Source organism: Jeotgalibacillus sp. S-D1 (genome assembly GCF_004358665.1).
Lineage (GTDB): Bacteria > Bacillota > Bacilli > Bacillales > Jeotgalibacillaceae > Jeotgalibacillus.
Map to the genome: position 1 here is coordinate 1 of NZ_SMZR01000012.1, position 13,841 is coordinate 13,841.

General features: G+C 41.5%; 13 protein-coding genes, 1 tRNA gene and 1 rRNA gene. 6 read left to right on the top strand and 9 right to left on the bottom strand.

From position 1 onward, the window contains the following. Nucleotides 1-77, bottom strand: a 16S ribosomal RNA gene (locus E2R51_RS18765); the annotation flags it as partial. A gap of 262 nt (nucleotides 78-339) precedes the next feature. After that, nucleotides 340-1,254, bottom strand: coding sequence for a DMT family transporter (locus E2R51_RS18770; RefSeq protein ID WP_133378614.1), 915 nt, complete (start codon nucleotides 1,252-1,254; stop codon nucleotides 340-342). A 107-nt stretch (nucleotides 1,255-1,361) separates the two neighbouring features. Here E2R51_RS18770 and E2R51_RS18775 point away from each other — a divergent pair, with 107 nt between their 5' ends. Continuing rightward, nucleotides 1,362-2,045 carry an MgtC/SapB family protein gene (locus tag E2R51_RS18775; protein WP_133378661.1) on the top strand — a complete coding sequence of 228 codons (684 nt, stop codon included), beginning with the start codon at nucleotides 1,362-1,364 and terminating at the stop codon, nucleotides 2,043-2,045. A 144-nt stretch (nucleotides 2,046-2,189) separates the two neighbouring features. Here E2R51_RS18775 and E2R51_RS18780 read toward each other — a convergent pair whose 3' ends face one another. Further along, the gene (locus E2R51_RS18780; protein ID WP_133378615.1) at nucleotides 2,190-3,629 is read right to left on the bottom strand and encodes a DHA2 family efflux MFS transporter permease subunit; all 1,440 of its coding nucleotides are present in this window, start codon (nucleotides 3,627-3,629) and stop codon (nucleotides 2,190-2,192) included. Between the two features lie 247 nt (nucleotides 3,630-3,876). Here E2R51_RS18780 and E2R51_RS18785 point away from each other — a divergent pair, with 247 nt between their 5' ends. The 3 genes from E2R51_RS18785 to E2R51_RS18795 all read left to right on the top strand — a co-directional run bounded on the left by E2R51_RS18785 (nucleotide 3,877) and on the right by E2R51_RS18795 (nucleotide 6,222). Beyond that, nucleotides 3,877-4,308 (top strand): MarR family winged helix-turn-helix transcriptional regulator, encoded by a 432-nt coding sequence (locus E2R51_RS18785; RefSeq protein WP_133378616.1) that lies wholly within the window; start codon nucleotides 3,877-3,879, stop codon nucleotides 4,306-4,308. A gap of 163 nt (nucleotides 4,309-4,471) precedes the next feature. After that, entirely contained in the window at nucleotides 4,472-4,888 is a 417-nt protein-coding gene (locus E2R51_RS18790) for a PLAT/LH2 domain-containing protein (RefSeq protein ID WP_133378617.1), read from the top strand. Between the two features lie 200 nt (nucleotides 4,889-5,088). Beyond that, complete coding sequence (locus E2R51_RS18795; RefSeq protein ID WP_165967278.1) at nucleotides 5,089-6,222, top strand: CapA family protein; 1,134 nt, start codon at nucleotides 5,089-5,091, stop codon at nucleotides 6,220-6,222. Between the two features lie 274 nt (nucleotides 6,223-6,496). Here the strand turns inward: E2R51_RS18795 and E2R51_RS18800 are convergent. Then, nucleotides 6,497-6,568, bottom strand: a tRNA-Ala gene (locus tag E2R51_RS18800). Between the two features lie 104 nt (nucleotides 6,569-6,672). Between E2R51_RS18800 and E2R51_RS18805 the strand changes: the two genes are divergently transcribed. Further along, on the top strand, nucleotides 6,673-7,422 hold the full coding sequence (locus E2R51_RS18805) for an ion channel (RefSeq protein ID WP_133378619.1): 750 nt from the start codon (nucleotides 6,673-6,675) through the stop codon (nucleotides 7,420-7,422). On the opposite strand, the gene E2R51_RS18810 is transcribed toward E2R51_RS18805, so the two are convergent. The 3 genes from E2R51_RS18810 to E2R51_RS18820 all read right to left on the bottom strand — a co-directional run bounded on the left by E2R51_RS18810 (nucleotide 7,410) and on the right by E2R51_RS18820 (nucleotide 10,811). After that, on the bottom strand, nucleotides 7,410-7,820 hold the full coding sequence (locus E2R51_RS18810; RefSeq protein WP_205703350.1) for a YugN family protein: 411 nt from the start codon (nucleotides 7,818-7,820) through the stop codon (nucleotides 7,410-7,412). The genes E2R51_RS18805 and E2R51_RS18810 overlap by 13 nt on opposite strands. A gap of 205 nt (nucleotides 7,821-8,025) precedes the next feature. After that, nucleotides 8,026-9,375 carry a glucose-6-phosphate isomerase gene (locus E2R51_RS18815; RefSeq protein ID WP_133378621.1) on the bottom strand — a complete coding sequence of 450 codons (1,350 nt, stop codon included), beginning with the start codon at nucleotides 9,373-9,375 and terminating at the stop codon, nucleotides 8,026-8,028. A gap of 272 nt (nucleotides 9,376-9,647) precedes the next feature. After that, a complete protein-coding gene (locus E2R51_RS18820) occupies nucleotides 9,648-10,811 on the bottom strand; it encodes an iron-containing alcohol dehydrogenase (RefSeq protein WP_133378622.1) in 1,164 nt (387 codons plus the stop codon). A gap of 165 nt (nucleotides 10,812-10,976) precedes the next feature. Between E2R51_RS18820 and E2R51_RS18825 the strand changes: the two genes are divergently transcribed. After that, a complete protein-coding gene (locus E2R51_RS18825) occupies nucleotides 10,977-11,228 on the top strand; it encodes a DUF378 domain-containing protein (RefSeq protein ID WP_133378623.1) in 252 nt (83 codons plus the stop codon). 52 nt (nucleotides 11,229-11,280) lie between these two features. Here E2R51_RS18825 and E2R51_RS18830 read toward each other — a convergent pair whose 3' ends face one another. Continuing rightward, nucleotides 11,281-12,525: a Glu/Leu/Phe/Val family dehydrogenase gene (locus E2R51_RS18830; protein WP_133378624.1), complete on the bottom strand. Its 1,245-nt coding sequence runs from the start codon at nucleotides 12,523-12,525 to the stop codon at nucleotides 11,281-11,283. 90 nt (nucleotides 12,526-12,615) lie between these two features. Then, a complete protein-coding gene (locus E2R51_RS18835) occupies nucleotides 12,616-13,806 on the bottom strand; it encodes an ornithine--oxo-acid transaminase (protein ID WP_133378625.1) in 1,191 nt (396 codons plus the stop codon). Nucleotides 13,807-13,841: the final 35 nt, after the last annotated feature.

The following is a 13,841-nucleotide window of genomic DNA, read 5'->3' on the forward strand; positions in this document are numbered from 1 at the left end:
AAAGAAATTCGCTCGACTTGCATGTATTAGGCACGCCGCCAGCGTTCGTCCTGAGCCAGGATCAAACTCTCCGTAAAGTGTTTGATAAAGCTCATTTGTTTCATTTAAAACTTGTATTAACGTTGACTTTTTTGGTTGTTTAGTTTTCAAGGTTCAAGGTGTTTCGTTTGCGCCTGTGCTGCTCGGGCGACTTTATTATCATACATCCTTCAGAATATTATGTCAACATCTTTTTTCGATGTTTTTCAGCTAATGTTTCGCTCAGCTGTCTTAAGGACGAATAATAATATACCATGCAAAAAAATATAATGCAATAACTTTTTTAAAATATTTATATACTTATCTTTTTCTCTTCATAAGCTGTGAAATAAAGGCTGATCCCCAAACTTTTTTTCCCTCTAAAATGAATAGCGCCAGCCCCAATAATACAATGCTGCCCCCCACCGCCTGAGTTACACGGACCTTTTCATCCAGGATAAAATACGCCAATATCGTAGCACCGACCGGTTCAAACAAAATAGCCATGGAGATAAATGTTGTTGATATCCATTTAAGAGACCAGTTAAACAATGAATGACCAAGCAAAGTAGGAAGTATCGCCAACAAGATAAAGTATATCCACTCTTCTGAAGGATACGGACCAAATGATTCACCTTTAATTATCACATAAAAAAAGAGAATCAAAGCAGAGATAGTGTAAAGGATAAAAGTGTACGTCACAATTGAAAGGCGTTTCCTGACATTTTGTCCAAATAACAAATATGCTGTAACAAATGCACAGGCAACTAATGCCAGTACGTCCCCCCAAAAAGCCACACCACTGACCTTAAAATCCCCCCAGCTGATCAGAACACTGCCAGCAATGGCTATCACGGCTCCCGTTATCGCTTTTGCAGTAAATCTTTCGCCAAAAAAGAAATACGCTCCCACAAAAGCAAAAAGCGGCTGCAAGGTAACAAGAACCGTTGAGCTTGCAACGGAAGTATACTGGAGAGATTCAAACCATAAGATAAAATGAAAAGCCAGGAATATACCAGCAATAATTGTATAAAGCCAGTCTCGTCGTGAAAGGCTAAAAGTTTCCCTTCTATAGAAGAAAAAAACAGGGGCCATGATAAGTGAACTGAAAAACATTCTGTAAAAAGCAATAACTCCTGTTTCGGCATGGGAAAGCTTAACAAAAATAGCGGATAGCGATACTGTCAAAACGCCTAAAACGATGGCAAGATAGGCATTTCGATTAACAGGCTGCATAGTGAATTCTCCTTAAAAACAGTATAATTATTATAGTATCTTGCGGTTCCCAGCCGAAGTGCCGGCTTGATTTTATTCTTTGGAAAGGAGGAGCACCGGTGTTCCCTATCGATGAAATCGTATTTATTAAGCTTGGACTAACAGCGCTTTTAGGATTGGTAATCGGAATAGAACGTGAACTTAAAAGAAAGCCGGTCGGGTTAAAAACAAGTTTGGTTATTTCGATTTTCAGTTGTTTATTAACGATTGTTTCAATCGAATCCGCCTACTCTTTTCCCAATGATGATGAAGTCAATATTACAATGGATCCTCTTCGTTTAGCGGCCCAAATTGTGTCAGGCATCGGTTTTTTAGGGGCAGGTGTTATTTTGCACCGCGGGAACGACACGATCTCCGGTCTAACTACCGCAGCCATTATATGGGGCGCAGCAGGTGTAGGAATCGCAGTTGGGGCAGGTTTTTTTGTAGAAGCTATTTTAGGTGTAATTTTATTAATAATAAGTGTGGAAGTCCTGCCACTCCTTCTCATGTGGATCGGCCCCATGAGGCTTAAAGAAAAAGAAATGTACATTAAGATTACCGTTCACCATGCTAATTATGTCGGACCGGTCGTAAAAAAACTTGAGCATGATGGAATTAAAGTAGATAAAATGCGGTTAAAGGACATGAAAAATGATTTGCATATGATCGAATTAAATACTTCCGTCCATCAGCGCAGACTGGAAACCGATATCTATACTTATGTGTCCAACCTTCCAGGCGTTGCGGGCGTTGAAATCGAAAGCAGATAAAAGGCAATGATGATGAAATCCTCTAAAGATGATTATATCTCTCTACACCCTTTACAAAAAAGAAAAAGTTCATCAGTTATTTACAAAAAAATCCAAGTGCCTCCCAGAGAAATAACCGGGGAAAGCACTTGGCTTTTTTCAATCTTATACTGCTGAAGATTTATTCCCTTCAGCTATATCCTTTCTTTCAGTTTGTTTACTTTTAATAAAGAATGCCAGCACGAGACCTATAATCGCTGAAATCCCGGCTACCATAAAAGAAATATTCACACCATGAACTAGTCCGCTGGTTCCTTTTTCAGGCAATGCATTACTTGTCATAACGGTAACAAGCAAGGCGGTGCCAACAGCGCCAGCAACCTGGCGCATTGTATTATTCATCGCAGTGCCATGGGGAATAAGGTGAGGAGGAAGCTGATTTAATCCCGCAGTAGTAACAGGCATCATGACCATGGCTACCCCAAACATCCGAAATGAATTCACAACCGCAAGATAGGTGAACGTTGTTTGTGCTGTTAAATTAGTAAACATAAAAGTGGTAATAACTAATATGGACATGCCAATAATGGAAAGCCATCTGGCACCGAATTTATCGAACAGCCTACCTGTAATCGGGCTCATTATGCCCATTAATAAAGCTCCGGGCAGCAGCATCAATCCAGATTCAAACGCTGTAAAACCAAGCATATTCTGCATAAGGAGCGGTAAAATGACTGCTCCGCCAATCATGGCTATAAAGACGACCATTCCAAGAATGGTTGTTATGGTAAATACTTTGTTTTTAAAAACGCCGAACTGCAATATCGGCTGCTCTAATTTTGTTTGACGGAATATAAACCAGGTTAAACTGATTGCACCTACGATCATTGAGACCAATACTTGGCCGCTTGACCAGCCACTGTTCCCTGCAGCACTGAATCCGTAGAGCAAACCGCCAAATCCTAATGTCGATAAAGCAATTGAGAGTACGTCCAGTTTCGGAAATTTCTGTACTGTAACGTTTTTTAAAATAAAATAGGCTACTGTAATATCGATGAAGATAATTGGTAATATCACATAAAACAAGCTTCTCCACGGAAATTGGTCAACAAGCCATCCTGATAAAGTAGGGCCAATCGCCGGTGCAAAAGCAATAACTAACCCAAACATTCCCATTGCTGCCCCGCGTTTTTCAACCGGGAAAATTAAAAACAGAATCGTTTGCATTAGCGGCATTATAATCCCTGCTCCTGAAGCCTGAAGAACTCTTCCTCCCATTAATACTGAAAAACTTGGGGCGATCGCACAAATTAACGTTCCGGCCCCAAATAACCCCATGGCTGTAAGAAAGAGTCCCCGTGTTGTAAACCGTTCGATTAGGAACGCCGTGATGGGAATCATAATTCCATTAACCAGCATAAAAATCGATTGAAGCCATTGTGCTGTATTCGCATCCAAACTCAGATCTGCCATAATATGAGGCAACGCTGTCGCAAGCAGGGTTTGATTAAGAATGGCTGCAAAAGCACCTGAAATTAAAACAATCAAAAGTGGCACTTTATTAAATGCGGTTGTTGATTGTCCTGTCTCCTGAATTGTAACCATATCCTTTTTCCTTCTTTCTTATATATATAAAATGGATGTTTCCTATCCCGCAAATTCGTTCTCTGTTTGCATCTTCCATAGGTGATATGTGATTCGATTTAAAATAATTGTATAATACAACTATATGATTGTATTATACAACTAAATAAACTGTCAAATAATCAATCCGTGAGTTGACGATTGAATTGACAATCAGTTGCAATTAGGTATTATGATTCAATAGATGGATTAGATAGGTGGTAAAGCAATGAACGAGAAATCTTTAAAAACGATTGAATTGGAAATGGCTGTGCTGATTAGACGCGTAAATTCTATAACATCAAATCGCAATCCTGAAAACCTGGTACGGTCTGCTTATCTTTTGCTGCACCAGCTGTCCTTAAAAGGAAGTGCAGGTGTTAAAACACTGGCTGAGGAATTACAGCTGGATATTTCCACTGTCAGCCGCCAGGCAGCATCACTTGAGCAAAAAGGATATGTAGCCAAGGTACCCTCCCCTCTGGACAAGAGATCCTACTTTTATGAAATTACGGATGTAGGAGCAACCGAATTACGCAAGTACAAACAAGCAAGATTTGAAAAGATTTCGAAACTGCTGCACGATTGGGATGAGGAAGAGCATGAAAACTTCGGCAAGCTGCTGAAGAAGTTCAATGATGCACTAAAAGGGGAAATTTAATTCCTTCTGTAAAACCTTCTGATCTGTCAATAACGTTGAGAAGGTTTTACATTGGAGAAACAGCCAACAGGAAATTATTGCCTTATATATATACCCTTTCCTAAGGGAACAATACTCCTTAATATATGGATTCTGAGACGAAAATTAAGGAGGAAAAATCATCATGCCGCAATATTTAGCCGTTTTTCAAACGGCTGTTCATGTAAACGCAGGAAGTACGGCCAATGTTACGCTGACCATGCATGGATTAAATGGAGAAATAGAAAAAATTAGCTTCTCAAATAGCAGTGAAGATGGAATACGGCGATTTGAACGCGGCAAAGCTGCGGCCATCCATTTTTATACTGAAACCGATTTTGACTTTATTTATGCGATCAGTCTGGAGCACGACAATTTAGGCAGAAAAGCAAGCTGGTGGTGCGACTTTGTAAATATTATTAACGAAGAAAGACACGACGCCTTCAGTTTTCATGTAAATCAAATCCTGATTGAATCCACTCCCTGTAAGGTCTACGAAAAAAATCTCCCGCACGTGTACGTAAAAAATTTAAACGTCATTGAAACACGGGAGCTGCATTAAAACAGAGTGTGCTCATTAATTTTTACGAAAGCATTAATTAATCTTTTAAATTTAAACCCTGCAAAGAATCCCAATTTATTAATATGCCCGAGGCCATATACATTTGGAATGTGTACGGCCTCGGGCATTTAAAAAATGTAATAATATCCCATATTAGATATGATATAATAGACCTAATCAATAGGAAAAGAGAGATAAATATGAGATTTATTATTGTACTATTCACCTCTTGTCTCCCTCTTTTAGCTTTAACTGGCTGTACGGAATCTGAAACAGTGTCTAATAGAGAACATGAAAAACGACGGCTGCATACTGTCACAAAAGTTAATGAGGCTTCCTGGGTTACCCAGGAAACCACCATTACGATCGGTGCACTTGGCGACGTGCTGCTTCATGGACGGGTTTATGAACTTCAGGAGACAAAACCGGGAGTGTATGATTTTAGTCCCTCCCTTAAACCAGTTAAACCGCTTGTCTCCAAGCCCGATTTTCTAATGGCCAATCAGGAATCAGTCCCTGGAGGAGTAGAGTATGGCTTATCCACCTACCCTTCTTTTAACAGCCCGAAAGAAATTATTCCAGGACTAAAGGAAATCGGGGTAGACATGATCATCGCTGCGAATAATCACACGATTGACCGCGGCATTCCCCCTCTGATGAGTGCGCTCGATCTATACGATGAGTTAGAGATTCCTTATTCAGGAGCTTATCGGGATGAGAGTGATCGAAACGACCACCGTATAATAGAAATTGAAGGGATTAACATTGGGGTATTATCTTACACATCCAGTACCAATGGCATCCCTATTCCCGTTGGTTTTGAAGATAGTGTGGCAATGCTTGAAGAAGACCGGGTGATTTCTGATATTGAGGCGCTTCGGGAAATAGTGGATGTTTTAGTAGTGCATGTGCATTGGGGAAATGAATATGAACGCGTGCCAAATGAGACTCAGATGTCATGGGCTCAAAGACTTGCGGACGAAGAGGTAGACATCATTTTTGGCCATCATCCGCATGTTTTACAGCCAATTGAGCAGCTCAAGCAGCCTGATGGCCAGGAGTCACTCGTCTTTTATTCGCTTGGGAATTTTTATTCCGGACAGAATTTTGAATTCACTGATGTGGGTGGAGTGGCTTCCGTTGAAGTTACGAAAACCAAAACGGCAGATGCTGTGACCATTGAATTAACAAAGCCGTTTATTGAGCCGACTCAAGTGATACGAGGTCAAAATGAAGAGTACATCGTTGTTCCAATGAAGGATACCGATATCCCCTCTATTGCAGGTGAATCGTACGATGGAACAATCGAGCACGTAATGCAGTGGCTGGAATAAATATTTCACTGACAAAAAGAATCTAGGACAAAAGTGTCTCAACATCTTGTAACCGATTCACTGCGCTTCAGGCGGACGCTTTCCGCAGGGACGGCGCTGAGCCCTCCTCAGGCTTCGCCCTGCGGGGTCTCAGCTTGCCGTCAAATCCTGCAGGAGTCGCCGCCTTCCGCTTCGTTCACCTCATATTGCTAACAGACTCAATTTACGTGATTGATGGAGTTATGTAACGAAACAAAAAATCCTTTAACCATAATGGTTAAAGGATTTTTTAATATGGAGCTAAGGGGATTCGAACCCCTGACCTCTTCGCTGCCAGCGAAGCATTCTCCCGCTGAACTATAGCCCCTCGTTAAGTACATATTTTATTATACTGGTAAAATTGCTGATGACAAGGGGTAAAGTGAAATTTTTTTCTAAAAATGGCAACACTGTAGATGAGGTGATAAGAAAATGAGTTGGACCTGGGTTTGGCGTTTGCCGCGATGGTTATTTTTAATAGTGGTTATTGCTCTATTTGTAGCTTTATTTGGATTTTGCATTCATTTGATTGAACCATCCACTTTTCCTTCTTTTGCTGAGGGTGCCTGGTGGGTGCTGATTACAATTTCAACCATTGGCTATGGCGATTACGCTCCTGTGAGTGCAGCCGGTCGCTGGCTGACCGTTTTAATTGTTTTACTTGGAGCCGGACTGATCTCGAGTTATTTTTTTACCATTGCATCGAATGCTTTTATCCGGCATCAATCCATCCTTGATGGCAAGCATGCTTTTCATGGGAAGCATCATCTAATTTTAATTGGGTGGAATGCCAGAACACTATGGCTTCTGGAACAGAATAAACATCAGTCAATCGTGCTGATAGATGATTCATTGGAAGCTCATCCCCTTTTCGAAACAGCTCCTTGCCAGTTTATAAAAGGAAAACCTTATTATTTTGACACATTAAAAAAAGCTTCTGTCCCGACTGCTTCAGCTGTTATTATTACAGCAAATCAGCATGTCGATGAAGAAGCGGCAGACGCTCAAACCATCCTTACTCTGCTTACGATCAGACGTCTGCACCCCACCATTCCATGCATGGTAGAGCTTCTGACTCATGAACAGGTTGATTCAGCAAAAAAAGCGGGAGCGACAACGATTATTGAATCTCATGCGACAGTTGGCAAAGCATTAACGGATGCGCTGGATCAATGTACTTGAACCGCGTATTCAGCCCGTTTGATAATGGCCTTTCCCTGCTCCTGATACTCATCAGGGATTTCTTCCATATCTTTATCGACAGGAGATTGAAACTGGTTAAAGGCTGCAGAAATGTTGCCGATTTCTCCGTCTTTATCAATGCCATCCTCGTATTGATGACCGAGGAGAAACGGAGACCCTACTTCCACTTCAACACCCGGGACGCCCAATTCTCCATTAATTGACTGAAAAGGCAGCCGCACATAGTAGTAGCTTCCTTCTTTAGAGATGCGGTAGTCAAAATAGCCATGATCGTATTCCCAGCCTCCGCCGATGGAGAACCCTATAGGCTTTAGTGCCGTTTCAAGCTTATATAAAGTTGTTTTGTAGCCATTTAATGATGAATCAATCTGGATCAATATCTTCACGCTCCTTTTTTCTCTAGTTTTGCCCATAACCGTGTGGCTATTCGGAAAATGTATATAAAAAAGAGTGAACAGAAAGCAATCGTTTCTGTTCACTCTTTTTTAATTAGCTTTTTAAAATGAGGGTATTGACTGATTTTCGTTGCATGTACTCGCTTTCCAGCAGCTACAATCAACTTTTTACATTTAACAACGCTTATTATTTTAGTCGCTTTTCTAATTCTGCTTTCTTTTCTTCAAATCCCGGTTTTCCAAGAAGGGCAAACATGTTGACTTTATAGGCTTCAACGCCTGGCTGGTCAAACGGGTTTACGCCTAGAAGATAACCGCTCATCGCACATGCTTTTTCAAAGAAATACACAAGATAGCCAAATGTATAAGCATCTAATTCAGGGATTTCCACAACTAAATTTGGCACTCCGCCATCATTATGTGCAAGAAGTGTACCCTGGAAGGCTTTATTGTTTACAAAATCAACGGTTTCACCAGCAAGGTAGTTTAATCCGTCAAGGTCGCTTGATGCTTCTTCAATGGTTAGCTCATGTCGTGCTTTTCCAACTTTTACGACCGTTTCAAAAAGATCACGGCGGCCTTCTTGAACGTATTGACCTAATGAATGCAAATCAGTCGAGAAATTAGCTGATGATGGGAAAATTCCTTTTAAATCTTTTCCTTCACTTTCGCCGAACAGCTGCTTCCACCATTCATTGAAGTACTGAAGACCTGGCTCATAGTTAATCAGCATTTCAATCGTTTTGCCTTTGTTGTAAAGAACATTTCGAATTGCAGCGTACTGATAAGCTTCGTTTTGCTCTAATTCAGAAGAGCTGTATGCGTCACGCGCGTCAGCTGCCCCCTTCATCATTGCTTCAATGTCCACACCGCTTACTGCAATCGGAAGAAGTCCTACAGCTGTAAGAACAGAATAGCGGCCGCCAACATCATCCGGTACAACAAACGTTTCAAAGCCTTCTTCTGTGGCAAGAGTCTTAAGAGCACCTTTTGATTTATCTGTAGTGGCATAAATGCGGCCTTTCGCTTCTTCTGCACCGTATTTTTCTTCAAGAAGCTTACGGAACAGACGGAAAGCAATAGCAGGTTCGGTTGTTGTGCCTGATTTTGATATCACATTGATCGAAAAATCTTTGTCTTCAAGCAGATCCATTACATCGCGCATATATGTGGAACTAATATTATTGCCGATAAAGATAACCTGCGGTGTTTTTCGCTGTTCTTTTGATATTGCATTGTAAAAGCTGTGATTTAACATTTCAATAGCAGCTCGTGCACCCAAATAAGAACCACCGATTCCAACAACTAAAAGGACATCCGAATCTCCCTGGATTTTTTTTGATGCTTGCTGAATACGTGAAAATTCTTCTCTGTCATAGTTAACAGGAAGGTCAATCCAGCCTAAATAGTCGCTTCCTGCGCCAGTTCCCTCATGTAGAGAGTGGTGCGCCTGCTTTACTGTGTCCTGGAGATAGTTGAGTTCGTGTTCCCCAAAGAAATCAAGTGCATTTGAATAATCAAAACGAATATGTGTCATGTCGCTTTCCCCCGTTAAAAGTATTTGCTTTCTTCACTTTATCGGAAGTACAGGATAGAATCAAGAATGGTTCCATTTTGAAATCGTTTCCATTAAAAATTTATACATTGATGCTGGAGAAAAACTCTTTAGAAGCATAAAGAATGCCGTCAGAACTTTTCTGACGACATCCTTAATCATATTCCTTTTTAATTACATGGGAACGCTTAGGTTCACTGCATCGGAAATGAACCAGGCCTTTTTATAAACTGATTCGTCAGGCCTCATTTACTTTACAGTGATGCCGTCAATATTTGGACTACATCTTCTTTTTGAAGAGAATTAAAATTGCCAAACTCCCCGTTTGCCATTGCTTTATCTGCCATTACATCAATTTTCTCATCTGTAATATCATAATAAGCTAACTGGGACGGAGCACCAATGCTTGTCCAGAATTTGCGAAGTCGCTCGATTCCTTCCAGTCCAATCTCTTTGTCTGATTTACCTTCAGGATCCACATCAAATACCCGAACGGCCATTTGTTTAAAGCGTCCTTCATTCACTTCCAGATTATGCTTCATCCAGTTCGGGAACAGGATCGCAAGTCCGCCTGCATGAGGAATATCATACACAGCAGAAACTGCATGCTCAATATTGTGAGAAGCCCAGTCACCGCTGTAGCCCATTTGCAGCATGCCATTCAGTGCAAGCGTACCGCTGTAAAGAATGGTTTCACGATGATCGTAATTTTCAAGATCATTCACAAGCTTAGGCGCAGTTTCCATAACAGTGCGCAAAACCCCTTCAATTAAGCGGTCCTGAACAGGTGTATTGGACGTATTGTGGTAATATTGCTCGAATAAATGGGACATCATATCAACAATCCCGTAAATCGTTTGGTCCTGTGGTACTGTAAAAGTATTTTGAGGATCCAGAATTGAAAATTTAGGGAATGTCGCAGGGCTGCCCCAGCCGTATTTTTCCTGTGTTTCAAGGTTTGTAATAACAGATCCCGCATTCATTTCAGATCCGGTTGCCGCAAGTGTCAAAACAGTTCCGAATGGAAGAGCCTGTGTTGCTGCCGCTTTTTTCGTAACAAGATCCCATGCCTCGCCATCGTATTTAGCTCCTGCAGCAATCAGCTTCGTGCAGTCAATAACACTTCCTCCGCCTACTGCCAAAATAAAATCAATCTTGTTTGTTTTACACAGGTCAATGCCCTTTTCTGCCGTTGTTAAGCGAGGGTTTGGCTCGACGCCTGACAGTTCCGTAACTTCTGCGCCAATGTCATTAAGGACAGTCATTACCTTGTCGTAGAGTCCATTTTTCTTGATGCTGCCTCCGCCATATACAAGAAGCACATTTTTACCGTATTGGGGTATTTCCTCTTTTAATTTTTCAAGTTGATCTTTACCGAAGATCAATTTAGTTGGATTATAAAATGTAAAAGTGTTCATTAATTCCGCCTCCTTATCTTTCCACCCCATTATCGTGGATGACTGTTTTGTTTGCAAAAGAGATGCTCATACAGATGTGCTTCTCATCCAAATATTGCTCGTATAGTTTCCCCGGGCAGCACCATACTATTAATGATTTTATAATAAATAAAGGAGGAGAAGATTGTGAGCGGAATTCAGCGTACAGCTTTAGCTCTTACAATTATCGGCGCCTTAAATTGGGGACTTATTGGCTTTTTCCAATTTGATTTAGTCGCAGCAATTTTTGGCGGTCAAGACGCGGCATTGTCACGCCTTGTTTATGGATTAGTAGGGATTGCCGGTTTAATCAACCTTGGCTTACTGTTTAAACCATCCGAAGAGGTTCAGCGCACACATAAAGTTGAGCCGGAAGTCGATCCTAGACCGATAAGCTAATAAAAAACGGGCGATCAGCATATTTATGCTGATCGCCCGTTTTGACGACCTTTTATACCCAGCCTCTGAATCTGGATGCTTCAGCGGCTTTACGCACACCGACCATATAAGCAGCGAGCCTCATGTTTACTCTTCTGCTCTGTGACAGATCATAAACCTGATTAAAGGCATCAATAAGCTTTTTCTCTAATTTTTCGTTAACCTCGTCTTCTGTCCAATAATACCCCTGGTTATTTTGCACCCACTCAAAGTATGAGACGGTCACCCCGCCTGAGCTTGCCAGGACGTCTGGTACAAGCAGAACACCACGGTCGTTTAAGCGTTTTGTTGCTTCAATGGTTGTTGGACCATTTGCAGCTTCAACAATAATCGAGGCATTAATGCGGTCTACATTTTCTGCCGTTATTTGGTTGGATACAGCAGCAGGAACTAAAATGTCACATTCAATCTCCAAAAGCTGGCTGTTTGTTAGTGTATTTTCAAAAAGAGTAGTGACGGTTCCAAAACTGTCACGACGATCTAATAAATAATCAATATCAAGACCGTTTGGATCATGAATAGCTCCATGCGCATCGGAAATGGCGATTACTTTCGCTCCTGCATCATGCATGAACTTTGCCAGGAAGCTTCCTGCGTTGCCAAAGCCCTGCACCACTACCCGGGCGCCTTTAATGTCAATTCCACGCTTTTTGGCAGCTTGATCAATACAGATGGTCACGCCTTGAGCTGTTGCTTTTTCACGTCCTTGTGATCCCCCAAGTACAATTGGTTTACCAGTAATAAATCCTGGTGAGTTAAATTCATCAATCCGGCTGTATTCATCCATCATCCAAGCCATGATTTGTGAATTTGTATAGACGTCAGGAGCAGGAATATCTTTTGTCGGTCCTACAATCTGGCTGATCGCACGAACATAGGCACGGCTTAAGTTTTCAAGCTCTCTCATTGACATCGTACGAGGGTCACAAATAATTCCACCTTTTCCTCCACCGTAAGGTAAATCCACTATTCCGCACTTTAATGTCATCCACATGGATAAGGCTTTTACCTCTTCCTCGTCTACATCAGGGTGAAAGCGCACTCCGCCTTTTGTAGGTCCAACAGAATCATTGTGCTGAGCGCGATATCCTGTAAATACACGGGTGGATCCATCATCCATGCGAACAGGCATCCGAACTGTCAGTAAGCGCATCGGCTCTTTCATAAGTTCATAAACTGTTTCATCGTACCCCATTTTAGTTAACGCTTCGTGAACGATCTCTTGTGTGGATGTAAAAAGATTTAAATTTTCTGCCATAATTGATGTTCGCCTCTTTTATTTCAATAGTATGAATCGGCATAATTGTAACATAGAAGACACATTTAAACGATAGGTTTTCCGTCTATTTTACGAGAGTACACGTACGATTCGTTCGATTGCCCAATCAAGCTCTTCCTTCGAAATAATCAGAGGAGGAGCAAAACGGATCACGGTGTCATGTGTTTCTTTGCATAAAAGCCCTTCCTGCTTCAATTCTTCACAATATTTACGTGCAGGTTCTGTTAATTCCATTCCGATAAACAATCCGCTGCCTCGAATTTCTTTAATTCTAGGATTATCTATTTTCTTTAATTCATCCATAAAATATTCTCCCAGTTCAAGGGAACGGTCTGCTAATTTTTCATCAAGCAAAACCTGTAATGAAGCAATAGAGACAGCACATGCCATTGGGTTGCCGCCGAATGTTGAACCGTGCGAGCCCGGATTAAATACGCCAAGTACGTCTTTATTGGCCACAACACAGGAAATAGGAAATACTCCGCCGCCCAATGCTTTTCCCAGAATATACATATCCGGATCAACATCATCCCATTCACAAGCAAACATTTTACCTGAACGGCATAAGCCTGCCTGAATTTCATCTGCAATAAACAGGACATTTTGTTCTTTACATAGCTCTCTTGCAGCCTTAAGGAACCCTTTTGGAGGGAAGACAATTCCCGCTTCACCCTGGATTGGTTCAACTAAAAATGCAGCAGTATTAGGCGTGATCGCTTCTTTTAACGCATCAAGGTCCCCGTAAGGAATCAGATTGATGCCCGGCAGCATCGGTCCAAAACCGCGCTGATATTCTGCTTCTGAAGATAGGGATACAGCGGTCATTGTCCGTCCGTGAAAGTTGCCGTTACAAGCAATAATCTCAGCCTGGTTATCAGCAACGCCCTTTACCTCATATGCCCATCTTCTTGCAGTCTTAATCGCTGTTTCAACGGCTTCAGCACCAGTGTTCATAGGCAGAGCCATATCTTTTCCAGACAGCTCGCAAATCAGCTCATACCAAGGGGCCAATTGGTCATTATGAAACGCTCTTGAAGTAAGTGTCACACGGTCAGCCTGATCCTTAAGCGCCTGAATGATTTTTGGGTGACGGTGTCCCTGGTTTACAGCTGAATAAGCACTTAGCATATCCATATATTTATTGCCTTCAGGATCCTTTACCCATACTCCCTCAGCGTGAGAAATAACGATTGGCAGCGGATGATAGTTATTAGCTCCGTATTTTTCTGTTTGTTCAATAATAGACGTTGATGTTGTCATATAATTCCCTCCGTGTACCATAATTTTTTTATAAA